The sequence below is a fragment of the Flavobacterium sp. W21_SRS_FM6 genome (assembly GCF_052119645.1).
GTDB lineage: Bacteria > Pseudomonadota > Gammaproteobacteria > Enterobacterales > Alteromonadaceae > Paraglaciecola.
On the sequence record NZ_JBGQOM010000013.1, the window covers coordinates 51,103 to 77,792 of the forward strand.

The following is a 26,690-nucleotide window of genomic DNA, read 5'->3' on the forward strand; positions in this document are numbered from 1 at the left end:
CACAAGGGAAATGACTGATTTTGCTGGTTTATCAGTATTCGTGGGTTGCTCATATTAGTTAATTGACAACAGAATTTTAACACAATAAAATGCCACCGGTGGCAAGCAAGAGAGACAATAAGCCATTTATGTATGTAAACAATGCAAGTTTTATTCGATTAATTGACGCTACATTTATTGAAAACAAGAGGAAGTAGAGCCTGATGCTAAGACGACAATTTCTGAAATCAACCCTAAGCCTGTGTGTGCTTGCCGCGTTACCTGGCTGTGTCAGTCAATCGAATAAGTCATTTGCAGCAGCACGATTCAGCCAACAGCAGTTTGAAACCTTAAGTAATGCCGTATTGGATAGTGTCGCTCAAACCTCTTTTCCAGATAAAGATTTCAATGTGCAAGCTTTTGGTGCATTGGGTGACAAACAACACGACAATACGTTAGCCTTTGCGAATGCCATTGAAGCCTGCTTTGTTGCCGGTGGTGGTCGCGTTGTTGTGCCCGCTGGTGATTACTTAACCGGTCCAATCCATTTAAAATCCAATGTTAATTTGCACTTAGCGGATAACTCCACTTTGTTTTTTATACCAGAGCCAGAGCGTTATTTGCCAGCAGTGCTGACGCGTTGGGAGGGGGTTGAGTTAATGGGTTATTCGCCACTTATCTATGCATACCAACAAGAGAATATCGCCATAACTGGCAACGGTTTAATCCATGGTGGTGCTGACAACGACACATGGTGGCCATGGAAGGGCCCCCATAAAGAGTCTCATTGGAGCGCGGTAAAAGACAATAAACATCAAAAAGCAGGGCGCGATCAATTGTTCGAGGATGCCGAAAACGGTGTCCCCGTTGAAAAGCGTATGTATGCCCAAGGTGCGTATTTACGTCCCCCCATGATTCAAACCTATGCATGCAAAAAAGTGTTAATAGAGGGGGTAACCTTAACCCAATCGCCTTTTTGGCTTATCAATCCTGTGATGTGTGAAGATGTAACCGTCAGAAATGTCACGTGTCGTAGCCACGGGCCCAATAATGATGGCTGTGACCCCGAGTCGTGTAACAGGGTATTAATTGAAGGATGTACCTTTGACACGGGTGATGACTGTATTGCCCTTAAGTCAGGGCGCAATGCCGATGGCCGCCGCCTAAATTTACCCATTCAGAATGTGTTAGTCAGAAATTGTAAGATGAAGGACGGTCACGGCGGTATGGTAATAGGAAGTGAAATCTCTGGAGGTGCGCGTAATATCTTTATGCACGATTGTGAGATGAGTAGTCCAGAACTTGAAAGAGCTATCCGTATTAAAACAAATTCAGTGCGTGGCGGACTCATCGAAAATATCTACATCAATAATGTGCAAATTGGTGAAGTAAGGGATGCCATTGTGATTAATTTTTATTACGAAGAAGGGGACGCCGGACAATTTGACCCACAAGTTCGCAATATTCATATAAATAAACTTACTGTAGAAAATGCGGCCCATGCCTTTTTTATTAAGGGGTTTGAGCGCGCCCCTATTGTGGGTATCCATCTTTCGGACTGCCATTTTAAAAATGTGAAATTGCCCAACATAGTTGAGCATGTCAAACACTTCACTTTAGATGAGGTATTCATCGGTGATATGCCGCTATTAGCCAAAGATTTAGTGACCGCTTAAGGTAGATAAAATGAAGCCCTTATTAAAAATTCATGGTAACGATAATGTTGCAGTAGCAACACGAGACCTAAGTAAAGGCGAGGCCTTTGCAGAATTTAATTTACATTTAATTAATGATATTCCCCGCGGGCACAAAGTGGCCTTGGTCGATTTGGCCGTAAATGACAAAGTCATTAAGTACGGTTTCGAAATTGGGGGGATGACTGAAACCGCCAAAGCGGGAAGCCATGTTCACAGTCATAACCTCAAAACCAATTTAAAAGATGGTACTCAGTATCAATACAATCCGATCGAAATTCAGCCCTCAATTGACGATTGTCAATATACCTTTAATGGTTTTCGGCGTAGTAACGGGAAAGTGGGTATTCGTAATGAAGTATGGATCATCAATACAGTAGGCTGTGTAAATCGTACGGCACAACGTATTGCACAATTGTGCAGCCAGCGTTTTTTTGGTCAGGCTGATGCTTTTGTTGCCTTTACTCATCCCTTCGGGTGTTCGCAATTAGGGGATGATTTAAAAGATACCCGTGCCATTTTAGCCTCTTTGTTAACACACCCGAATGCAGGTGCAGTGTTGGTAGTTGGTTTAGGATGTGAAAACAATCAAATGGCGGCTTTGTTAGAACAAGCTGGTGAGTACGATCCTGCACGACTGCGTTTCTATAATTCGCAGCAAGTAGGTGATGAAATCGAAGAGGGTATTAATGCTATTGCAGAAATGTTGCCTTTATTAGCACAAGACAAAAGGGTGCCTTGTCCCGCTAGCGAGTTGGTACTGGGTATGAAGTGCGGTGGTTCAGATGCATTTAGTGGCATTACCGCCAACCCATTGGTTGGCCGCATGGCAGACAAAATTACCGAAATAGGTGGCACAGCAATCCTCACTGAAACACCTGAAATGTTTGGAGCTGAACAAATACTAATGAATCGGGCTACTAACAGCGCGGTGTTTGGGCAAATTGTTGATTTAGTCAATGAGTTCAAGCAGTACTTTATTGATCATAACCAGCCCATCTATGAAAACCCATCGCCTGGTAATAAAGCCGGGGGCCTTACTACACTGGAAGAAAAATCACTTGGCGCTATTCAAAAAGGCGGGCAAGCCATTGTTAATCAAGTGCTTGATTACGGTCAAGCCGCCAGCAGTAAAGGCTTAGTTTTATTGCAGGCACCCGGTAACGATGCGGTGTCATCTACCGCGTTGGCTGCTAGTGGTGCACATTTTGTGTTATTTACTACTGGCCGCGGCACGCCACTTGGTTTTCCGGTTCCCACGGTGAAAATTTCCTCAAACAGTGAACTAGCCCAACACAAACCCCATTGGATTGATTTCAATGCCGGCATCGTACTCGATGGCGTGAGTATGGATGATTGCGCTGAGCAATTCTTTGCTCAAATTCTCAAGTTTGCCTCAGGTCAAACAACCAAAAATGAAGTAAACGATTGTCGTGAAATCGCAATCTGGAAGCGTGGCGTTACGCTCTAATCAAATTAATAAGGAGCCTTCAATGGTTAACTCAACAACATTACATCTTCATCCTGACCGCTTATTTCCAGCGGATGAAAAAGTCAGAGCGATTGCACGCAATCTGTATGCTCAGATAAAAGATTTGCCCATCATCAGTCCCCATGGTCATACTGATCCGCGATGGTTTGCCCAAGATGAAGCCTTTGGTAACGCCACTGAATTATTAATCCGTCCTGACCATTACGTTTTTCGGATGTTGTACAGCCAAGGGATCTCACTAGAATCTTTAGGTATTCGTCGTCAAGATGGTGCTGCGGTCGAACAAGATCCTCGAAAAATTTGGCACATATTGGCCAAACATTATTACTTGTTTCGCGGTACGCCCTCACGCATGTGGCTAGACACCGTTTTTCACGATGTATTTGGCATGCGCGAATTATTAAGCGCTAAGACCGCTGATAAATATTACGATGAGATCACTGAAAAATTAAGCTCCGCGGCATTTAGACCTCGCGCCTTGATGGACCGTTTCAATATTGAGCTTATTTGCACCACAGAAGGTGCCCTTGATACTTTGCCGCATCACCAAGCGATGCAGGGCAGCGTGATGCAACATCGCGTGATCACCAGTTTTAGGCCTGATGATGTGGTAGATGCTTCTCGTGAAGACTTTATTGCCAACGTAAAAAAATTAGCAGCGCTAACTGGCCAAGATACTCAATCTTGGCAGGGTTACTTACAAGCCATTCGACTACGTCGTGAGTATTTCAGAAAATTAGGCGCAACAGCCACCGACCATGGCCATCCTACTGCGCGTACCGCTAATTTGTCGGTAAGTCAGTGTGAAAGCTTGTTTGCTACGTGTTTAAGTGGCCACTCTAACGAAGCACAACAAGAGCTTTTTAGAGCGCAAATGCTAACTGAACTTGCGGGGATGAGCGCTGAAGATGGCATGGTAATGCAAATACATCCCGGAGCATTTAGAAACCATAACCCTATTATTTTTGACCATTTTGGCCGTGATAAAGGGGCAGATATTCCATCACAAACCGAATATGTGCAGGCACTTAAGCCCATGTTAGATAAATATGGTAATGATCCGCGTTTAAGCGTGATTTTGTTTACCTTGGATGAAACCACTTATGCCCGTGAATTAGCGCCTTTAGCGGGTCATTATCCCTGTTTGAAGCTTGGGCCCGCTTGGTGGTTTCATGATAGTCCAGAAGGGATGTTGCGTTTTCGTCATCAAGTGACAGAAACCGCCGGTTTTTATAATACAGTGGGTTTTAACGACGATACTCGCGCGTTTTTATCCATCCCCGCACGTCATGATGTAGCACGGCGAATCGATTGCCGCTTTTTAGCAGAGTTAATTTCACAACATCGTATTAATGAAGATGAAGGTGTAGAGCTTGCCTTCGATTTAACGTACAACCTGGCTAAAAAAGCCTACAAGTTGGATAAATAAGCCCTATGCAGCAATTAAACAAAGGCAGTTTAGGTCACTTATCAGCAGAAGTGCGGTTCAATCAAGCCGCCCTTGAACGTCAGATTGGTATTGTGCATTTAGGGCCTGGCGCCTTTCATCGCGCTCATCAAGCCGTTTATACCGATAACGCCATGGAGTTTGGCGGTGATTGGGGAATTTGTGCGGTATCGATGCGCAGCACTGGCGTAAGAGATGAATTAGCCGAGCAGGATAATATTTATACGCTGGCAATTATTGATGAGCAGCCAAGCTATCAAGTTATCAGTGCCATCAAAGAAGTGTTAGTATTAGGTGAGCAGCGTGAACAAGTCATGCAGCGACTTGTTGCTCCGAGTACTCATATAGTCAGTTTAACCGTGACCGAAAAAGGCTATTGCCTAAACGGTGAAGGTGAACTTGATGTTGGCAATAATGATGTTGTGCACGACCTAAAAAATCCCACATGCCCCATCAGTGCTATTGGTTTATTAACCTTGGCTTTGCAGCAAAGAATGCAAAATAACACTGCTGATTTGACGATTATGAGTTGTGACAACCTAGCGGATAATGGCAGCAAACTGGGCCGAGCAATCATCCGTTTTGCTGAAAATATTGATATGCAGTTGGCCCAATGGATCACACACCATGTGTGTTTTCCAAACACCATGGTTGACAGTATTACGCCTGCCAGTAATGACGAATTACGTGCTCGCGTAGCCAATGCGATTAAGTTACAAGACAATTGGCCGATTCAGCGAGAGGCGTTTACTCAGTGGGTTATCGAAGATAATTTCAGTGGACCGCGTCCTGCATGGGATAAAGTTGGTGTGACCTTTACGCAAGATGTGAGTGGTTACGAGAAAGCAAAATTACGTTTGTTAAATGGCAGTCATTCTACATTGGCGTATCTTGGACTACGTTGTGGCTTTGAAACGGTCAATCAAGCCATCAGTCACCCAGCGCTTTTTACTCTTATTAATACTTTACTAAAAGAACAAGTTGCGCTGTCATTTTCTGCGCCTGCTGAATTAGACGTAGATGCCTACATTGACGCCATATTAAAGCGATACAGTAACCAACATATCCGACATCTACTCTCACAAATTGCGTGGGACGGCTCGCAAAAACTGCCTTTTAGATTGCTCGGCAGCATTCAAGACAATCTAAGCCAAGGTCAACCTATCTCCTTATTATGTGTAGGAGTAGCGGCTTGGTTGCACTTTATTGTCAGTGCAGCCCACAAGCAATTTAAGATTGTCGATCCACTCGCAGAACGACTCATCAGCGTAGGGTTGCAATGCTCAGGCCACGAAAAAGAAGATGTTACGCGACTGCTAAACATAGAACAGGTCTTTGCGGTTTCACTTGTGAATAATTCTGTCTTTAGTCAGTCAGTTACTGAGGCTTATCTGAGTCTATCTACGCTTAACTCTGCTAACATCGACGAACAAATTAAGGCCTTGTACTAGGCCTTTTCAACTTTTATAACACGGCAATAACGATCAGTTGCTCTGTTTATGCTAAGAGAATAGGGTCACATGACACAACATATTATCGTAGGTGAATGCATGGTTGAAATGTCTAACCGTGGCGAAAACACCTACTACCAAACCTTTGCTGGTGATACATACAATACCGCTGTGTATTTAAAACGCTGTAACCCAGAACAAACCATTAGCTATTGGACTGCAGTTGGTCAAGATAAGGTCAGCGAACAGTTTATTGAAAAGCTGCAAACCGAAGATATCGATACTTCATTGGTATTTAGTACGAGCCTAAAAACTCTCGGTTTATACATGATTGATACTGATGACAAGGGCGAGCGCAGTTTTGCCTATTGGCGCAGTGACTCCGCAGCTAAAGGGTATTTTTCACTCTTTAGTGAAGCCAATGCTCATTCAGACCTGAGCAAAGTAGGCAGCTTGTTTTTCTCAGGCATCAGTTTAGCTATTTTACCTGCACAAGATAGAGCGGATTTTTTAGCATATGTAAGGCAACTAAAAGCCAGCGGTACGACCATTATCTTTGACCCTAATTATCGACCAAAACTCTGGTCCTCAGTGCAAGAAGCCCAAGAATGGACAGATAAAGCCTATGCACTTGCTGATATTGCGTTCCCGGGTTGTGATGATCATCGTTCCTTATATGGCCATCAAAACATTGAAACCGTGCACCAGCATGTTGAAAAATTGGGCGTGGCAGAGATGATCATTAAAAACGGTGAACATGGCATCCAAATTTTTTCACATGGGCAACACAGTATCGTGCCTGCACATCAAGTGGATGTTGTTATTGATACCACTGCAGCAGGCGATGCCTTCAATGGAGGCTATTTAGCTGCGCGACTTGCAGGTAAAAGCGAACAGCTTGCGGCGGGTTTTGGCGCAAAAGTTGCTGCTTTTGTCATCGGTCACAAGGGAGCCATTGTTGATAAAGCACAAATGACTCGCTTTATTACTGCGAACATTTTTTCATGAATGCCATTAAGGGACGTGCATTTGCAGTCTTGCTGGTGTTAGCGAGTGCCTGTGTTAGTGCCACCACGCCAAGCAGGGAAGCGCAATTAGCCTTTCCTGAAGCATTAGGCTACGGTAAATATACTGTGGGTGGGCGAGGTGGTCGGGTCATCGTTGTTGATTCTTTAGAAGATTCTGAAAAAGCCAAACCGGGTACCTTGCGTTATGCAGTCAAAGCAAAAGGCCCACGCATTGTTGTTTTCAATGTTTCTGGTGTGATTGATTTAGTAAAACCTCTGGAAATTAAAGAGGACTTTATCACCATAGCTGGCCAAACCTCACCACGAGGAATTGTGGTTTCCGGATCCGAAACCCAAATAGATGCTGACCAAGTCATTATACGTTATTTGCGCTTTCGCCCGGGCTCAGCTAACCATCAAGGGGACGCTGTGACAGGCAAACGCCGCAGTGACATCATTATTGACCATTGCTCCATGAGTTGGGCCAACGATGAAGTCGCTTCTTTTTATAACAATACAAATTTTACTTTGCAGTACAGTATTATCAGTGAAAGTCTTAATAACGCAGGACACAAAAAAGGTGACCACGGTTACGGTGGGATTTGGGGTGGGCAACGAGCCAGTTTTATTGCAAATGTAATGGCTCATCATACTAGTCGCAACCCTCGTATCAATGGCTACCGGCTAAAACCCAATTATGAGCCTGGTGCTGAGTTAGTGGAAATTCGAAATAACGTTATCTATAACTGGTCGAGTAACAGCACCTACGGTAATGAGGGCGGGCGAGTAAACTTAGTCAACAACACCTATAAAGTCGGGCCAGCAAAAGGCGAAAGTCGTTTCTTTCAAATCAATTTTCCTGATGGTTCAAGTGATCTGGGACAGATGTTTATTGCCAACAACCTGATGCCTTCTGAGCAAGCGAAAAGCACTGACAACACCTTGGGCGTTGAGTTTAAAAATGACAAATCGATGACAAAAACGCAGATCATTCAATTAAAATCTGAAATCTTAGTGAACAGGCCATTTACGGATAAATCTTTTATATTGAATGATCCCAACGTACCTGCGACACACAGTTACCAACAACTTATTATTGATAAAGAAGTAGGGGCAAACCGTATTAGAGAAGGCTATTTTCAAGATTCGGTTGACCAGCGAATCTTGACTGAGGTAGAGCAGGGCAGCGCAACGTATCAAAATGGTATTATTGACTCAGAGTTGCAAGTCATTGGGAATTGGCAAAATTACGCCAAGGAATTTAAATCCACAAAGCCACTTCAAGAGTTACCTGAAACAGATCCAAATACAACCCAGCTCTGGATAGATAAACTAGGTCAATTTTAATCACTGGTTTAGTTTTGTTTAGCTCGTTAACAGCCCTGTTATCGAGCTCATAGCGTTTAGCTCATCGTTACCTTCTGCTGTAAATTCATATATTTAACAAAGCCACTTATTTTTTAACATTTTGTTGACATGGGTATTTTTATATTAGTAACATGCCACCGGTGGCAGAGAAGAAATTTTTTTATCTTTGTTTTGCCACCGGTGGCAGTCTCGCGTTGGCGCCCCAATTAATAATGATGGAACCTTAGGAGAATATCCGAAATGAAACGTTTTCAACTGAAGGCTTTAGTAATCGCCATGTCTATGGCCATTCCTGCTTATGCCCAGCAAGCACAGCCTGTTGTTCAACAAACAAAAGATGCAGTAGAAAAAAACAGCGACGCTGCTGCAAATAACTCACAAAACACTAACGATGAAATAGAAGTTGTTGAAGTCACAGGAGTACGGCAAGCCGATATCAAAGCAAGGGATTTAGAACGCTTAAATAAAAGCTTTAGTTCTATTATTGCAACCGATGACCTAGGTAATTTTGTCGACCAAAACGTTGCAGAATCACTAAGACGCTTACCAGGTGTTACCCTGCAACGTTCTGAAGGTGAGGGCAAGTTTGTAAGCGTTCGTGGCCTTGGACCGGGTTTTGTATCGGTTAACATAAACGGCTCTGAAATGTCTGGCGTGGGTGATGACCGGAAAGTCGGATTAGATGCCATTCCAGGTGACATTCTTGGCTCCATCGAAGTATTAAAAACCCTGACACCCGATCAAGATCTTAATTCTATTGGGGGGACGGTCAACGTCAATGCCATTTCAGCGTTTGAGCGCGGTAAAGATACCCTTAAATTAAAAGTTCAAGATGCTTACAGCGATAAACGCGAAGAACATTCACCTAAATTTAGCCTTGATGGCACCCAATTTTTCTTAGATAAAACCATAGGTATTGGTTTTGCCGTTTCTCAAGAAAACCGTAAATCACAAGTGGATGAAACTCGGCATCATAGCTCCACAGAAATGCGTTATTACCAGGCTGACAAAGGCTTTAGTGACATCACAGATGATCAAGGTGAGGTCATTACAACAGCGAAAGAGCAAATAGCCTCTGGACCAGAAATACTTGGGCCAAGCCAGTTAGAAAAACGCCGTGAAATTGCGGGTCGCACGCGTAAAGCAGCGTCATTGAATGTGGAATTTAAACCAACGGATACCAGTTATTATTACGTGCGAGGCAACCTGACTAAATTCACTGATTCTGATGTGGCGCTTCGAGAGTTTTTTGATTTTCAAGATGCGGGCAATATAGGCAGTGGTGAAATTCTCTATGTTAATGATCTCACAAAAGAATTTATTGCGAGTGACATTGATATTTTTCACCAATATTTTATCCAAGGCGGTGACAATACCACCAAGTCTTTTAGCATTGGCGGTGAAAATCAAATTGGCGAAAGTTGGACCTTAGATTATGAGTTAGCTGCGTCAAGCTCTTATGAAGAATCCAACAATGACAGGCGTGTGCAATTTCGTGAGCGTGACAATATTGTTTATGGTCAAGGTAGCAAAGACAATATTTTAGGCCGAGCATTAAGCCCAGAAGAAGCTGCCCAAATCAGTGGTTTGAGTGTTGATACTTTTGGCACCTCTGAATCAGGTGATGCCAGTAATCTAGCCAATTGGGATTTTGATAATCTCTTTTTAGAAGATGGTACTCGTGATGACAGTATAAAAAGCGGCAAAATCAACCTGACTAAAGATTTCTACTACAAGCACCTTAGTTATATAAAAGTAGGGGCAGCGTTTTCTGAGCGCGAATACATCAGAGATAAAAACCGTTCCAGTTATGACCCAAGTGCCGCTGATTGCGGTGGCGATGAAACTTGTATCACAGTGGTGAACTCTGTGCATACTGATTATCCCAGTTCCATCCCTCCAGGCAATCACTTCACTTACCCCTTTGTCGAGCAAGGACAAGTGGATTACATCGTTGATAAATCGAAAATCACGCGAGACGTAGCCACCAACGGTGAGGTGTCTATTGACAGTACTAAAGAAGATTACACCTTAACGGAAGACACCAAAGCCCTGTATATCATGGCCGAGTTGCCCATTACCGATGATTTAATTATGTCAGGTGGCGTACGTTTTGTTGAAACAGAATTCTCTTCAACAGGCTTTTTATCATTAGAAAATGATGATTTTCAGTTTAATGGTGCTGGCCAAGGTAGCCTAGATATTGCCGTACCGCTGCCCGAAGCATCCATTAAGTACAGCGAGTATTTCCCCAGTGTCCATCTGCGTTATGAGCCGCACGAAGACATACTTATTCGTGGTGCAATCTGGACCAGTTTTACTCGCCCATCATTTAAACAAGCACGTGCCTTTGCCAAATTTGACGAAGACATTGAGTTGTGTCCGCCGCAAAGTGACGACTGTGATGACGCACAAGGCGGTGCAAATGTGCAGCAGTTACAAGACTATATCTTAGGCTCTAACAATACACTTGATGTAGGTAACCCCAACCTAGTGGCCATGACGTCCATTAACTACGATGCGTCAATTGGTTGGTATCCAAGTAAAGATTTGTTTATGGAAGCTTCACTGTTTTACAAGGATATCGATAATTTTATCGTAGATGTGAACGGCATCACGATGTCCTTACCTGATTTGCCTTTAACCTTGCCTGTTAATCAAATTACTGAATTTGTGATCCCGCAAAATCTTATTCTTAATGATGTGAATATTACCCTCAATGGTGATAAAGCCACGGTAATGGGCACCGAGCTTAGCTATAACCAATACTTTGAAAGTGGTTTCTTTATTCAAAGTAATTTGACCTTGCTCACCAGTGAAGCACAGCTTGATAAGTCTATTCGCGCTGACAAAGTCCCCTTACCTGACCAAGCCGATACCACCTTTAACTTAACGGTGGGATGGGAGAGCGATAGCTATTCTGTGCGCTTAATCGGTAATCATCGCTCAAAAATTCTTGAAGAAGTGGGCTCATGCCCAGCGACAGCAAATACCAGTGACTCATACGAATGTAAAGTGTGGTCAGACCGTTATCAAGACGCAATCAAAAGTCTAGATTTCAAAGCTATTTACAACGTGAACAAACAAATTCAAATCTATTTCGATGCGATCAATCTGACCAACGAAGCTGATTTGCGTTACTTCGAAGGTAATACCAAAAGCGGCGGCAACATTCTGTATCAAAAAGAAGAATACGGCCGCACGTATCAACTTGGACTTAACTATAAGTTTTATTAATTCGTTCACAGCAAGTTAAACCATCGGGTTTGCGCGTTAGCTTCAAGAAAGTACAGCGCAAACAGTAAACGATATCTCATCCTTAGGAGGGTGATCATGATGTTAAAAAATAAAATAGCCATGAGCGTATTGAGCGCAATTGTATTGGCAGGATGTGGTGCGGAAAGTACCGTTAACGTAAAAGAAGCGCCCGATCCGGCGCTTACCGGCGTGTTTGTGGATAGCCCCGTGAGTGGTTTAGGGTACCGTTCAGAGTCGGTACCCAGTGGCGTCACTAATGCCGATGGGCAATTCAACTACTTTCGCGGTGAGGTGATCACATTTCACATCGGTGAATTTGAATTTCCGGCAGTGGCGGCGTCGAGCATTATTACCCCACTTAGAGTGTTCGGTGCCGATACACCATTTCAGCAATCAGTCGCAAACACATTAAGGTTGTTACAAGCCTTAGATGTAGATGGCGACCCGAGTAACGGTATTGAAATCAGCCCGAGTGCAGCAAGTGCCGCAAGCATGTTGTTAGCACAAGACCAAACGGTAGAACAGTTTTTCAATCGGCCCGCTTCTGAATTTGCCGCAGATGTTGAACCATGGCTCGCTGCTGCAGGGGGGGCAATGACAACCTTAGCCCCATTTGATAGCTCCCTTGCGCATTTTGTCAATTATTTAGAGAGCGAATTTGGGACCTTAATTGGTAGTACATTTGATATTAATCAGTTTAATGGCACCTTATATAATCCGTTTTTATCTGGTAAAACCACCAATCTTGAGACCATTACTTTTACCCCAGGTGAAGATGCGACAAAAGGCACGTTTGTTATATCAGAGGGTGAAAGCGCTACCACTGGTAGCTATGAATTTACCTTTGGTCGCAGAGCCATCAAACTCAGCACCGAAACAGAAACGACGTTTATCATTGCCAAATCTTTTAATACGGTCGACCAAGTTTATAGCCTCTGCACGGTAAATGGTGTTGACGGTGTTGCCACTGCCGTGGCCAGTTGTGATGCAAAAGAAGACAAAAAAAACAATTTATTGGCATTATCACAAGAGCAAGCAGATGCTGAATTAATCAAGCTTGAAGAACAAGCCAATTCCATCGCTGCAGCATTAGACGAAGACTTTAATGTGACAACCAATGATTTTTTTAGCAGTGGATATAAAACCTTATTAGATTATGATCCATCAGTAGGCATGTATGCCAAAACAGGCGGCAGTACCACTCTTGATGAAACTAATGGACATTTAGTCCTCGCCGCCACACGGTTTAGTATCGGTAATGTCACCCCCAGCGCATCAACCACACCCAATGATACCGCAGGTTCAGGTATTTTTAATTTAAGCGAAGGCTTCACTATTAGCTTTGACGTCATTGCGCATACTGCCTCTGGCAAATTATCTATGTACGTTGATAACAACACCGCGAGTCAGGTTAACTCTGTGCAAGGTGCGGCGTCAAAAATCTACGATATGGACATCAACGAAACCAATACACCAGTAGGCCAGCGCTTTACCTACACCTATGTACCAGGTAGTGATGTGACAGGCCTTGAGCCGAGTGATCCCGCTGCGCGCATATTAAATCCCGCGATTAAAAACTCTTTTTTTCAATTGCGCACCGACAGTAACGGGAATATCACCATTGATAATCTGAAAATTGAAACCGTGGCTGATAGCGTGCCAATTGAAGAGCCAGAAGAGCCAGAAGGCCCGCCTGCACCACCAAAAAACATCCCCGTCTTAACGTTGCCATTTAATGGTAGTTTTGCAGGTGTTACAGACGACATTTTTAGCTCAGCTTATGCTGCGGTAAAAGACGCAGATGATCTTGATGTTGCGCTCTACACCAAAACTGGTGGTTCGGTTACTGTGCTTGATTCGGGTCTTGAACTTGACGGCGGACGTTTTACGATTGGAAACGCAGTACCCGGCAATACAAGTAGCTCAGCCGATCTGCAAAGTACTGGTGTGTTTGATCTAAGTCGTCCCTATAACATTGTTATGGATGTAGTGGCTGTGGACTTCACCGACGCGACCAAAAAGCTACAGGTTTATATTGATAATAATACCAGCGGCAGCAGCAATTCTGTGCATGGCGGCGCCTCACGTATTTATAACGAAGAAGCGGGCAATGTAACGGTCGGCACATTAACCATTCCAGGCACTGTTGGTACGAAAAATTCATTTATACAAATTCGTACAGAGGGTGGGGCAAAGGTAGTGGTTGATAATATTCGTATTGAATATTTCTCAACCGGTTTTAGCTGCGCGTCAGAGCCCGATTTATATTTTTGTGATGATTTCACTCAAGGTGTTACCAGCAACTATGACTTATTGGCTCAAGACACCAATACCGAAGGCGCCATCGGCTTCTTTGACACTTACGTGGACCAGGGTAATACCGTATTGCGTTATAACGCAGGAGGTGCCGGTGGTGAATTAATGCTATTCACCGAAGCTGCCATGGCCAATGTTCCCGAAAATGCCAACTACTTTGTTGAAGCGAAAATTCGTCCAAGACAAAATAGCACCACCGCTAACAAACAACTTTATTTGTTAGGCCGTTATGACAGTGCGGGCAACTGGTATGGTGGAGGTTTAAACGTTCAAAATGCACCTAGTAGTACCCAAGTAGAAGTGGCCGTGAGTGTTAACGGATCTATTTCACGTCCGGTTCAAACAAAGTCGCCAATTTACTTAGGTGAGAAAAACGGTGAAGGCGATGGCATATGGTACAGCGTTCGTTTTGAAATGATCGATACCGAGCTCAGCGTTTATCTTGACGGTGAATTAATGGGCAGTGCGTCGGATTCTACATTTAGCACAAAGGGCCTCAGTGGTATTTTTACCAATAATCGTTCTTTCGAGCTTGATGATCTTAAAATTGGGGATCCGCGCGTTAAGCCCATTCAATTGACTTTGGACTACAAAGAACAAGCATGGGATACCTCTACCACCTCTGATCCTTTAGTGATCAATATCACCGCAATGAAAAATGACGGGCTAACAGTCGATACCTTTACGGTTGCCTCTTCCAGTTCAGACGTTGTAAAAGCGGAGTTAGTTGGTAATGAACTGACGTTAACGCCTCTTAGCGCAGGTACCAGTGATATTACGGTGGTATCAGGCTCTGACCCGTCTATTGTTCGCACAATCAGAGTATCAGTAGCCGCAGGTTTTGTGATGCCGACAGAAAGCTATGGCGATTTATCAGGCAAAGTATCTCCGGCCATTGCGGCCACCTCACAGTACATTGACGGAACCTTAAGCCTTACTTTTGATAGTGTGCCCACTCTTGGTAGCATCGGCGAAGTGAGAATCTTTGATGCCAGCAATGACGCTTTAGTCGATACCATTAACGTTGGTAGCGAAATCGACTCATTAGGCTATCAGGGTCAAGACCGAGTGCGTCGTTTAAATACTGAATTGATGTGGGTTGATGGTAATCAATTGATAATTAAACCGCACAACAGCATGCTTGACTACAACACCACTTATTATGTAGTGATAGGTAATGGTGTGGTCAGTGGCACTCAGCTAAACGGTGTTGATTTCGTTGGCTTAGGCGAAAACAGCAATTGGTATTTTACCACCAAGACGAGTGCACCAAGTGCTGCGAGTGTAACGGTAGATGATGACGGTACTGCAGACTTTAGAACTGTGCAGGCAGCATTAAACTACGCCATGCAGCATCTTACAGCAGATACACCAGCCACAATCATGGTTAAAGATGGCACGTACAACGAGCCTTTATATTTACGAAATAAGAATAATCTGACAATTAGCGGTGAAAGTCGCGACAACACGCTTATTCAATTCGTTAACTACGATACTAAAAATACCGGCTCTGGTGGTAGTGAAGCCCCTGGAACAGGCGCACCAAACGGTGGACGTAGTGTCTTTTTAGTTGAAGGTGCAGACTTATTGACCTTGACTAAACTCACGCTAAAAAATGCCCACATACGTTCCAGCGCCTTTTCAAATCAAGCTGAAACGATTTACTTCAATAGTAATAATCGTTTGATAGCCAAAGAAGCTAACTTTATCAGTGAACAAGACACCTTGTTGTTAAAAGGCTATAGCTGGTTTTTTGATACCTTGGTTGCAGGGAATGTTGACTTTATTTGGGGCTATCCAGTAACTGCCTTGTTTGAAGAAAGCGAAATCAGGACCATTGGTGACTCTAAAAACGGCGATCCTAATACGGATACTTCAGGTGGTTATATCCTGCAAGCCCGCGTGCCGGTAGAAAGCGATCCTGGCTTTGTATTTTTAAACAGTGAGTTTACCCATGGCCCTGGCCCAATTGGTAATGATGTCTTAGATAACTCGACTTACATTGCTCGAAGCGGCGGCAACTCGTCTTATTTTGATAACGTTACCTTGATTAACAATAAATTTGATACTCATATTGCGAGCTCTGGTTGGGCAGTCTTGGGGGTTAATAGCCAGCCTGCGCCAAATCCTGCAACCGCAACCGCAACCAGTGGTTGGAGAGAATACGGCAGCATGGACATGGCGGGCAATCTATTGGATTTAAGTGCCCGTGTAGGTGGCTATGTACTCAGTGCAGGTGATGTTGCCAATCTAAGTGACCGTGTGTCGATATTTGCTAGTTACAACAGCAATCAAGGCTGGGATCCTGCGGCTGATAACGCCGCGGTAGTGGGGCAAATCTTAGCGGATAAAGGCTTTGCTGGTCATAACTTTGATGTCACCGGTGGCGCTGGCGGCACCGTCATAACCGTTGATAATGGTGTAGCGCTTATCAATGCACTTAGCGAAGCGAAAAACACCAATGTGCCTGTTACCATCTTCGTTGATGGCACCATCACTGATGCCAACAGCGGCGGAAGCGGTAATTCAATCGACATTAAAGACATGGATAACGTGTCTATTATTGGTGTCGCAGACCGTGGTGAATTTGACGGTATTGGTATTCAAATTCGTCGCGCTAATAACATCATTATTCAAAACTTAAAAATTCATCATGTGCTAACGGGTGGCAAAGACGCAATTTCAATTGAAGGTGATACAGACGGCTCAACCACCGAAAACATCTGGATTGATCACAATGAGCTTTACAGCACCATGAGTGTCGATAAAGACTACTACGATGGTTTAATTGATACCAAAAGTGGTGCCAAAAATATTACGATTTCATATAACTACTTACATGATCATTGGAAAGCGTCATTACATGGCCATACCGAGCCTGACACGGCAAGTAGTAATACCGAACGCAATATTACCTTTCATCACAATCGGTTTGAAAATATTGAATCTCGTTTGCCTCTATTCAGATACGGTTATGGGCATTTGTATAACAACTATTTTAACAATATTCACTCAACGGCTATTAATTCGCGTCGCGGTGCTGAACTGTTGATCGAAAACAACGTGTTTGAAAATACCCAAAACCCCATTGTCTCTTTCTATACTGACGTGGTTGGCTATTGGAATTTGTCTGGCAATATTCTTGGCGACGGCGTGACATGGACGACACCAGACAGTGGGGAAATTAGTGCGCAAGATGGTCAATCAACCAGCAGTTATGTTGTTCCTTATGATTATGAGTTAGAGCAAGCTGATGTAGTAAAAATCAATGTTATCAACCTCTCTGGTGTAGGTAAACTTGACCAAAGTAACCTTGATATCCCGGCGATTGATAACAGTGGTCAAACGCCAGTCGACACTGATGTAAGCTTACCTTACAGTGAAAACTTCAGTGCCCCTGATGTCGCTACTTTCTTTAGTGCTGACTATAAAAACATCCCCGGTGATAGTAGTGCAGCCTTGTATAAGGCAACTGGGGGAGGCAGTAATATCAAGTTAATAGATGGTCAGCTTCACTTAATTAGTGCCCGTTTTACCCTAGGTAATAGCGCCCCTTCAAGCACCACAAGTTCAAATGATACGCCTAGCACCAGTTCGGGGGTGTTTGATTTAAGCAAACCCTACAAAGTAGTGATGGATATCATTAGTGTTGGTGGCTCAGATACCACAAAAGACTTTCAAGTTTATGTTGATAACAACACCGCTAGTAGTGGCGAGTCTATGCATGGCAGTGCATCAAAATTCTATGGTGTCGATGTGAGCACGTTGACTGTGGGTACCTTAGAAATACCTGGATTAGTTGCCAATGCAAATTCGTTTTTACAATTTAGAACGGAGACTGGCGCAAGCGTGGTAATAGACAACCTGCGGATTGAATACCTGCCAGCAGCAGACCTTTTAAATGAAGATTTTTCCGCCACAGATGCCACCCGTTTTTTAAGTGCAGACTATAAAAGTTTAGCGGGTGATGGTGTCAGTGCGATGTATTACGTGACAGGTGGCGGTGATGGTTTGTCAATCGTGAACGAGCAACTCAGTCTTGCAAGTGCGCGCTTTACTGTTGGCAATACTACACCGGGCGTTAGTACAACTGAAAATGATACCACCGGCACGGGCGTATTCGACCTCAGTAAACCCTATAAAGTGGTGATGGATATCATCAGTGTAGGCGGCACAGACACCAGCAAAGATTTTCAAATCTATGTGAACAATAATACTTCCAGTAGTAGCCAATCTCAGCATGGTGGAGCATCGAAGTTTTTTGCAGTAGATGCAAATACCCTAACTATTGGCACCTTAGAAGTAGCAGGCTTGGTGGCAAACGCCAATTCGTTTTTACAAATCAGAACCGAAACTGGCGCGACAGTAGTATTGGATAATTTGCGAATTCAATATACTGATTAATAGCACGTGTGGTCTAGTTAAATGTAAAGGGTAGCCTGAGGCTACCCTTTATTTTTTCAGGGAACAGTATGAAAAGAATTATGGCAACGCACTATCACTCCTTATTCATTTTACTTTTTGCTGGTTTTATGTGCGACAAAGCGCTGTCAGCCAACACGAGTTATCCGCAAGATTTACGCTACTCAGTACAGAGCAGTTTTATGAAGTACCAGAATACCTACCCTGAGTTGCGTATTGCCCAGATACATGTTGAGGATAAAGTTCACATCACAGCTAATCACGTTTATAGCCATGCCTCAGGTCGTGAACTCACCATGGACATCATGCGCCCCACGACTCAACGCAATGGGCGCGCCGTGTTACTTATTCATGGCGGAGGATGGGGCTCCGGCCATAAAACTCATATGCATCAACTTGCAAAAGCACTGGCCTTAAGAGGCTATGTAAGTGCTTGTTTAGAATATCGTTTATCCCCCGAAGCAGCATTTCCTGCAGCGATTGAAGATATCTACCAGGGGATCCGGTGGCTTAGTTCACAGTCAAGTACCTTTAACTTTAATAAAAATCAAATTAGCCTTCTGGGAGGCTCATCAGGTGGGCATTTAGCTTCGTTGGTGGCCTATAGCGCCGAGCATAATGTGTTTATTCCAAACTCAAACGCTTATCAGGTTAATGCTGTAGTAAATCTAGACGGTGTGCTTGACGTGGCTTCAGGAGAGGGCTTACTCGCAGAAGATAAAAACGGCAATTCAGATTCGGCGCTGGCCCGATGGTTAGGAGGGCGTTTTGCTGATAAAACAGCCCTGTGGCAACAGGTGTCAATTCCACAATATATTACCAATCAATCGCCATCTTTATTATTTATTAGCAGTGGTCAAAGCCGTTTTAGAGCAGGGTTTAAAGACGTTGAAAGGCGATTACTACAACATGGCAAACGTGCACGCCTTGTTACTTTAGAGCATGCACCGCATCCATTTTGGCTATTTGAGCCGTGGCTTAGTGACATAGTCGAGCCTATCGATACCTTTTTACAAGCCCTTCCTTGAGGTATTTGCATGTGACTAGGTAAAACAAAGCTGACAAGCTTATTAAAGGGCAGTAGCATCCTAGGCTTCATTAAATGAACAAGTAAAAGGCAAACCAGTATGAATTTATTCGATAGCTTGTGTTTGATGGCTGGCCGCGTATTACTCGGTTTGTATTTTATCTTGCCGGGCATACAAAAAATAAGCAGTTTCGAGGGAATGAGTCAGTACATGGCAAAACACGATGTGCCTTTTATTAACCCTTTGCTGATCTTAACCATTATTATTCAGTTAAGTGCAGGTTTTGCGATTATCGTCGGTTATAAGGGCAAAGTCGCGGCTTTTATCTTGGCTGGACTGACCTTGGTTATTAGTGTGTACATGCATAACTTTTGGAACCTACCAGAAGGCGCAAATGTTGCCCATGAAACCCAGAACTTTGTTAAAAATATGGCCATTATGGCGGGTTTACTTGTTCTGGCAGCCAGAGGTACGGGCCCATTTAGTTTAGATAATCGTCATCGATAAACAAATCAAGCGAATCATTAACTGTGACCCTGTTAGTCAATATAAAAAAGCAGACAGGGCGGCAGTGTGCACTAAGTGATAAGTTGAAATGCGCTATGCTACATGCCTCCCTTAACATGGCAAACTACCGTCAACTTCTGCGCATAAATACAGGCCCAGTTTCTTAAGTTTGTTTTAATTTACCTTCTTTTTCTTTACATAATATAAACAGCTGTTCGCTTAGCTCGATAAATTTCATAATTTTAAGAATAAACTAAGTTTATAAAATTCATAAAGTTATTTGAATTTTAGTACTTATTTAAATCATATGACTGGCCAAACCAGTAAGTTTAGTGTACAACTGTGCGCTCAAATTTGGCAGCTTAGTAAAATCTTGTGTAATGATGGCTTTTTTTCGACGTTTATGGTGTTCATTTTGCCTTATGCTAGGCAATCAACCTGCTTTTATACTCTACATTTTACCCCTTATTAACGTGTTGTGGCCTGACTACTTACCAAATGCTTTCAGTGCCAAGGTTATTAGCCTTGAGCAAAAAGCACAGGGAATGCTCTATATTAAACTCAAGGTATCAAAACGTTGGCCTGGATTTAGTGGGGGGCAGCATATTGATTTGTTCTTAATTAACAATGGCAGAATAGTTACGCGGACTTTTAGTCTGTGTTCACCGGTTTCTCGTTGGCAAAGCCACCGTGAAATACACCTGTGCTGTAAAGTGCAGCACAATGGTAGCTTTACGCCTTTGTTAGCCGGTCTCACTGTTAACGATCGACTTAATGTAAGCAAGGCAAGAGGGGATTTTGTTTGGGCAAATAGTCAACAAAGCACCACGTTTATTGCAGCGGGGTCTGGCATTACCCCCATTGCCGCCATGCTACTGAGTCAACGACATTGGCTCGCACCGGTAACGTTGATATACCGGGTAAAAACGGCGGAAAACGCTGCGTTATTGCCTGAACTGCAAGCCTTAGCCAAACAACACAAGCAATTTTCTTTATTCATCAGCGACAGTGCCGTTGAATCGGCTGAGCGTTTTATTGATTCTTTGGCCCATTTTCAAAGTGATCAGTATTACCTATGCGGTCCACCTGCGTTTATGCAAATCGTGCGTCATCAACTCAATATGTTCAACATTCAGGACGATTGCATTTTTCAAGAGCAATTTGGATTAAGTGTAATACGAGTTGATGAAAAAAATGCTGAAGATCTCGTCCTGGCGACCTTTTTTCATGCAGGTACCAATAGGGTTGCGCATATAGCCAAAGGGGTGAGTTTACTGCAAGGGGCAGAGGATAGTGGTCTATCGCCCCGTTTTGCTTGCCGTATGGGCGTATGTTTTCAATGTGTGTGTCAAAAAGTCACTGGTCAGGTACGAGATATGCGAACGGGTGTATTGAGTGGGCATGGCGAAGAACAAATTCAACTTTGTGTCAGCCAGCCCGTGACAGAATTAGTAGTAAAATTGTAAGGAACCGAACATGATGATGCCTAATGCGCAACAATTAGACGCTTTACAAGTCGATTTGGACGCCCTAAAACAAAAAGTTCAAGAACAAGTAGGCGAGTCTGACGCCCGTTATATTAAACGGGTGTTATTGGTACAACGTTTAAGTGCCATTAGTGGTCGTATTTTTATGGTACTGGGATTTATCACCCCCTGGCTTTGGCTTTTAGGCGTTTTGCTACTGGCGCTAGCTAAAATTCTCGACAATATGGAAATTGGTCACAATGTATTACACGGTCAATATGATTGGATGAATCATCCCTTGTTACATTCTAAGCGTTACGAGTGGGATATCGTGTGTGACGCAGGCTCATGGCAGCGAACCCATAATTATGAACACCATACCTACACCAATATTATCGGCAAGGATCGTGACTTTGGCTATGGTTTGCTAAGGTTAAGCAATGACTTACGTTGGCGTGTGCGTAATTTATGGCAAGGCGGTACCTACCTCTTACTGAGTATGTTATTTCAGTGGGGTATTGCCTATCACGAATTGGCTGGTCAGCGAGTTTTCAGCAAAAAGAAAAAGGTCGGACGCCACTCTCAAGTCAGTGATCAAGCATTAAAAAAAGCATTTTTAAGTAAGGGCACGCGCCAATTAGTGAAAGATTATCTATTCTTTCCTTTGGTAGCGGGGCCAATGTGGTTGTGGGTCATAGCGGGTAATTTACTGGCGAATTTCATCCGTAATTTATGGACATCAACAGTAATTTTTTGCGGGCATTTTACCAAAGATGTTCATACCTTTACTGAGAGTCAATGTAGTGATGAAAGCCGTGGTCATTGGTATTACCGTCAAATGTTGGGCTCATCAAATTTCACTGGCCCCACATATTTACATATACTAACTGGCCATTTGAGCTGCCAAATTGAACATCATTTATTTCCTGATATCCCCGCACGCCATTACCCCGCGATGGCTGTTGATGTGCAGGCTATTGCTGCTAAATATGGTATTGCTTATAACACGGGTAGCTTTTTTAGCCAGTATGTGAGCGTGTTTTGGCGCATAATTCGGTATTCGTTTCCTGGTGGGGCAAAAACTACACGATTAGTTAATCCAAAGCACCGCGTTCAAAGTATGCTATAGCAAAAACTCAACACGGAGATAAAAATGCACAGCAATTGGATAACCATCAAACAGCAAGGTGATAACGAGTATTCTGGTTATTTATCTTTACCCCCAAGTGGCAAGGGACCCGGCTTAATTTTGCTTCAGGAAATATGGGGAGTAAATGAACATATCCAAGCGGTAGCCGACCAGTATGCTCTAGCTGGATACGTCGTTTTAGCCCCTGATATATTTTGGCAGTTCGAGCATCGGGTGTCACTCAATTATGACGATGCAGGTAATCAACAAGCCTTCGATTACTATAGCAAAATGGACTTTGCCGATGCCGCTTTGCATATAAAAGATGCAGTTGCGACCCTGCGCTCTTTGCCTGCAGTGACAGCAAAGGTGGGAGTAGTAGGCTATTGTATGGGTGGACAACTGGCTTATAGAACCGCAGCGGGTAGTCAAGTAGATGCTGCTGTGTGTTATTACGGTGGAGGCATTGATCGCTGTTTAGAATTAAGCGAGCAGCTTACTCTGCCGATTATGTTCCACTATGCCAAAAATGATAGCCACATTAGTCAAGCAGCGGTGAGTAAAGTAAAATCCGCATTTAAGGACAAAGCCAAGGCCATTTTTTACGATTATGCCGATACTGAGCATGGTTTTAATTGTTGGGGAAGACCAGCAATGTTTAATCAAAAAGCCTCTGCGCTCGCCTTAGGGCGCACCTTAACGTTTTTATCTGAACACCTTTAGCATCACAAACTAGCAATCTTGTTCGAGCTCATTGGTAAGCCAAAGAGCTTCATAATGCGTTTTCTGCGTAATTCAATCCTCTGTTTATCTTGCTGTGTAATTTTTACGGAACGGCTCTGTAGGAATAACATGCATAAGAGAGTTAAATTTTTATATTTAAAATATAAGCTATTGAATCTAAATGATTTTTTAACTTGGCCTGGTGGTTGCAAATCTCAGTTGGCAAACAGCACTTCATTTGAATTAATAAAGGAGATAACAATGAATAGCGATCAAATTAAAGGTAATTGGAAAGAGCTAAAAGGTAAAACCCAAAAGAAATGGGGTGAATTGACCAATGATGATATGGATAAAATCAATGGCAGCCGTACTGAATTAGTTGGCAAAATTCAGCAAAAATACGGCAAAAGTAAAGAAGAAGCCGAAAAAGAAGTCGACTCATTCTTTAATTAGCCACAATAGGGCGTTAACAGCAACCACCCCTTAATGTTAGCGCCCTTTTTTATGTACCCTGCAGTGTAAAAATTCATGAACGTACATACCTGTTCAATTACAGCACTGCATTTATCTTACCCTTGTTATCTACCTACCAGAACTTAAATGGCTTGCTCCGCGAGCAGCCTGAAGGGAAGGCAATAGAGTAGCGAGTTTCAATTTGCGCTTACGGTTGTTACTGTTTCACTGAGGTGATTTAATGACGAACGGTTCGTGATCAGCTTGGATATTAGCTATGACAATTGAATACAAAGTCAATCAGCCCATTAGCGTTGAGGAATTTTGCGAGTTGCTTTCAAATACGTCATTAGGTGCAAGGCGTCCACTTCACAACAAGGACCTGATTCAGGGCATGTTGGATAATGCAAATTTAGTAGTGACCGCTTGGCAACAAGGCAAACTGTTGGGGCTAGCTCGTTCAGTCACTGACTTTCATTACTGCTGCTATTTGTCAGACTTAGCGGTGCACGAAGGCATTCAATCACAAGGCATTGGCCGTAATCTTATCAAACTGACTAAAGAGCAACTTAACGATTTGTGTAGCGTAATCTTGTTAGCTGCGCCACTTGCAGAAGGTTACTACCCTAAAATCGGTTTTGAACAACACGATAGTGCCTGGATACTGCGGAGTATTTCACAACTGAGCTAATCACTGGCTTTATTGACCCAAAACCCTAGGAGAAAATATGATGGAAACTATTATCGATATCGCGCTAAAGGCTGGTTTTGTGATTTTAATTGTCTTTATTGCTGCAATAATAATGAGCAAAAACAAAGATGGTAAAAAATAACGGGTAGGCTGACATTTTGTAAATGTTTTACATTTGATGGACTTAGCAGGCACTTCCCATCAACAAAAAGCATGAATCATCTTGTGAAGATAAGTGAAGATGATTCAAGATTTTCCTCGCGAATCTTCGTTCTCTGACTACCAATGAGACACCCGTCTTTAGGGCAATTGCTCATGCTTAAGAAAAACCCATTTTCATTTTTACGTAAGGTATTGTTATATGCTTGGGTGGATATCTTATGCCTTCTTTTCAACCGATAGGTTGCAAGGGCCTCTGCGCCGCAATTTCACCGGCAATATACTCGACTACATTGACTTAAATGCGGTATTTATGACCAAACCTTAAAAAGTTTAGCCGCGGCAAAAGCCTTATTATGGACTTTTGCGGCTGGCTTCTTTGACCCACTAATTCTTAACATACTGGATAAATTAGCAATGCAAGCAGAAGCCCCTTCAATTACGGAACAGATTAAAACATTAGGGCGTGTTGACCTTTGATGTGTGTTTTTACAGCGTGTTGTGCGGTGGTTATTCAATAAAGCACGAGCGCGGTGTAGTTATTCTACATGAGCGAGTGATGAAGCTGCACAAACGCTTAATATCCGTTACGGACCCGAAGGGTTCAAGCCAAATGTCAACACGCCCTAAACTCAGCTTTGTCTTAATTTATTCTATTTTTGCTCAGCCATTTATTAAGATAAGTCGCTTAAGGTTGCGACACCAATAGCATTTTTACCTTGGTGTTTCGCACTATACAGTGCCTCATCGGCGCATGATAAGAGTTGGTGGGGTAAATCATTGAAATGTAAGTGTTCAGCTGTTGCGCTGACCATGCCAAATGAACATGATGCATTGAATTTATGGTCGCCAATACCATAGAGGCTTTCAGATATATGTTTGCGAATTCTCTCAATTATCATAACTGCATTGTTTTCTTGTTGATTATCCGGCAATAAAATCACAAATTCATCTCCCCCTAAACGTGCGATACAATCAGATGGGCGGATATTTTCTTTAATTATCGTTGTTATTTGCCTCAATAACTCATCGCCGTTTGCATGGCCATATTGATCATTTATGTTTTTGAAATTATCTACGTCGAACACGCACACAGAGAGTCCATGCAACTTATTACGAGAAATTGAGTTAATGACGTCTGTTAAGCGAATTTCTAAAAAACTGAGAGAAAATGCTTGAGTTAAATGGTCGTACATCAACCGATTATTTAGTTGACGTCTTTCTTCGTACAATTTGTCGATATGAAGCACCAATATCCAAGCAATACTGCAAGTGACTAAAAATGAACCAATCCAGGTAAGAGGTGGAAAATCAATAACTTGAATACCTGTGAAGGTATCACTTACGCCCGTTATCATCCAAACTAAATTAGCCAACAAAAGTAACTGAACCGTGCTTGTTGCTCCATTTTCGTGTCTTCTTCGTTGTCGAACGTAAACGTTTACCAAAATGAAAATGCAATACATCGCCAATATTAGTATCCAGGCCCCCCACATTTGAAACAGTGGACCATACATTAAGCCCGTGTAGTATTGAGATGTTGAGTAAAACGCTTTACTAAGAAAGTATTGATTGGGTACTACCGCCAAGATTGAAAAACATGCACAAATGGCGTAGCACCATTTTAACAATATCGGGGCTTTGTATTGAAAAAATGCGATATAAAAATGCAGGCTCAGCACAATGGTAAACATCGCACTAATGACGGTCAGGCGATTTGCTACATTTAGGTAATTTAGGTTGTCAGCAGAATTTACCAACACCGCAAAGGCGCTAAAAAAAATGCTACTCGTGAGTGCTGCCAGCGCGAAAATCAGATAGTACCTAACCGATTCTTCGTAGCGAAACTTGAGACGAAAATACAACAGTATAAAGAAAATGCTTAAAATCAAACTGATACTAGCGGTAATAAATAAAGGCGAAGATAGAACTTGAACCATGCTGTTTCTCTATTCAGCTAAAATAATCTTCGACATTCCTAACAAGTTTTGAATGCAAAAACACAGTGTTATTGAGCAATACCAAGTTACGGCAGCTGAATAAGATGATAGTAAAACATTGGCTATTCACTACCAGACAAAATTTCATATACGCTAATAA

At 42.9% G+C, this 26,690-nt stretch carries 16 protein-coding genes; 15 read left to right on the forward strand and 1 reads right to left on the reverse strand.

Going from position 1 to position 26,690, the window contains the following annotated elements; genetic code table 11:
* The first annotated feature begins 203 nt into the window (after nucleotides 1–203).
* From ACEN2L_RS18230 to ACEN2L_RS18300, 15 genes are all read left to right on the forward strand, one after another.
* Entirely contained in the window at nucleotides 204–1,655 is a 1,452-nt protein-coding gene (locus ACEN2L_RS18230) for a glycosyl hydrolase family 28 protein (protein ID WP_441745490.1), read from the forward strand.
* 10 nt (nucleotides 1,656–1,665) lie between these two features.
* Nucleotides 1,666–3,144, forward strand: a complete 1,479-nt coding sequence (locus ACEN2L_RS18235; RefSeq protein WP_441745492.1) for a UxaA family hydrolase — start codon at nucleotides 1,666–1,668, stop codon at nucleotides 3,142–3,144.
* 22 nt (nucleotides 3,145–3,166) lie between these two features.
* Nucleotides 3,167–4,594 carry a glucuronate isomerase gene (gene uxaC / locus ACEN2L_RS18240; protein ID WP_441745494.1) on the forward strand — a complete coding sequence of 476 codons (1,428 nt, stop codon included), beginning with the start codon at nucleotides 3,167–3,169 and terminating at the stop codon, nucleotides 4,592–4,594.
* Between the two features lie 5 nt (nucleotides 4,595–4,599).
* Nucleotides 4,600–6,063, forward strand: coding sequence for a mannitol dehydrogenase family protein (locus ACEN2L_RS18245; RefSeq protein WP_441745496.1), 1,464 nt, complete (start codon nucleotides 4,600–4,602; stop codon nucleotides 6,061–6,063).
* 69 nt (nucleotides 6,064–6,132) lie between these two features.
* A complete protein-coding gene (locus ACEN2L_RS18250; RefSeq protein WP_441745498.1) occupies nucleotides 6,133–7,071 on the forward strand; it encodes a sugar kinase in 939 nt (312 codons plus the stop codon).
* Complete coding sequence (locus tag ACEN2L_RS18255) at nucleotides 7,068–8,417, forward strand: pectate lyase family protein (protein ID WP_441745500.1); 1,350 nt, start codon at nucleotides 7,068–7,070, stop codon at nucleotides 8,415–8,417. Before ACEN2L_RS18250 ends, ACEN2L_RS18255 begins: the two co-directional genes overlap by 4 nt.
* A 261-nt stretch (nucleotides 8,418–8,678) precedes the next feature.
* The gene (locus tag ACEN2L_RS18260) at nucleotides 8,679–11,675 is read left to right on the forward strand and encodes a TonB-dependent receptor (RefSeq protein WP_441745502.1); all 2,997 of its coding nucleotides are present in this window, start codon (nucleotides 8,679–8,681) and stop codon (nucleotides 11,673–11,675) included.
* Nucleotides 11,676–11,771: 96 nt separating this feature from the next.
* Entirely contained in the window at nucleotides 11,772–18,416 is a 6,645-nt protein-coding gene (locus ACEN2L_RS18265) for a pectinesterase family protein (RefSeq protein WP_441745504.1), read from the forward strand.
* Nucleotides 18,417–18,484: 68 nt separating this feature from the next.
* Nucleotides 18,485–19,462 carry an alpha/beta hydrolase fold domain-containing protein gene (locus ACEN2L_RS18270; RefSeq protein WP_441745505.1) on the forward strand — a complete coding sequence of 326 codons (978 nt, stop codon included), beginning with the start codon at nucleotides 18,485–18,487 and terminating at the stop codon, nucleotides 19,460–19,462.
* Between the two features lie 99 nt (nucleotides 19,463–19,561).
* Nucleotides 19,562–19,969: a DoxX family protein gene (locus ACEN2L_RS18275; RefSeq protein ID WP_306020066.1), complete on the forward strand. Its 408-nt coding sequence runs from the start codon at nucleotides 19,562–19,564 to the stop codon at nucleotides 19,967–19,969.
* 422 nt (nucleotides 19,970–20,391) lie between these two features.
* On the forward strand, nucleotides 20,392–21,435 hold the full coding sequence (locus ACEN2L_RS18280; protein ID WP_441745507.1) for a flavin reductase family protein: 1,044 nt from the start codon (nucleotides 20,392–20,394) through the stop codon (nucleotides 21,433–21,435).
* Nucleotides 21,436–21,445: 10 nt separating this feature from the next.
* Nucleotides 21,446–22,564 (forward strand): fatty acid desaturase family protein, encoded by a 1,119-nt coding sequence (locus tag ACEN2L_RS18285; RefSeq protein ID WP_441745509.1) that lies wholly within the window; start codon nucleotides 21,446–21,448, stop codon nucleotides 22,562–22,564.
* A gap of 24 nt (nucleotides 22,565–22,588) precedes the next feature.
* Nucleotides 22,589–23,287, forward strand: coding sequence for a dienelactone hydrolase family protein (locus ACEN2L_RS18290; RefSeq protein WP_441745511.1), 699 nt, complete (start codon nucleotides 22,589–22,591; stop codon nucleotides 23,285–23,287).
* 261 nt (nucleotides 23,288–23,548) lie between these two features.
* The gene (locus tag ACEN2L_RS18295; RefSeq protein WP_306020072.1) at nucleotides 23,549–23,740 is read left to right on the forward strand and encodes a CsbD family protein; all 192 of its coding nucleotides are present in this window, start codon (nucleotides 23,549–23,551) and stop codon (nucleotides 23,738–23,740) included.
* 277 nt (nucleotides 23,741–24,017) lie between these two features.
* Nucleotides 24,018–24,431, forward strand: coding sequence for a GNAT family N-acetyltransferase (locus tag ACEN2L_RS18300; protein WP_441745513.1), 414 nt, complete (start codon nucleotides 24,018–24,020; stop codon nucleotides 24,429–24,431).
* 833 nt (nucleotides 24,432–25,264) lie between these two features.
* On the opposite strand, the gene ACEN2L_RS18305 is transcribed toward ACEN2L_RS18300, so the two are convergent.
* On the reverse strand, nucleotides 25,265–26,530 hold the full coding sequence (locus tag ACEN2L_RS18305) for a diguanylate cyclase (protein WP_441745515.1): 1,266 nt from the start codon (nucleotides 26,528–26,530) through the stop codon (nucleotides 25,265–25,267).
* Between the last annotated feature and the right edge of the window lie 160 nt (nucleotides 26,531–26,690).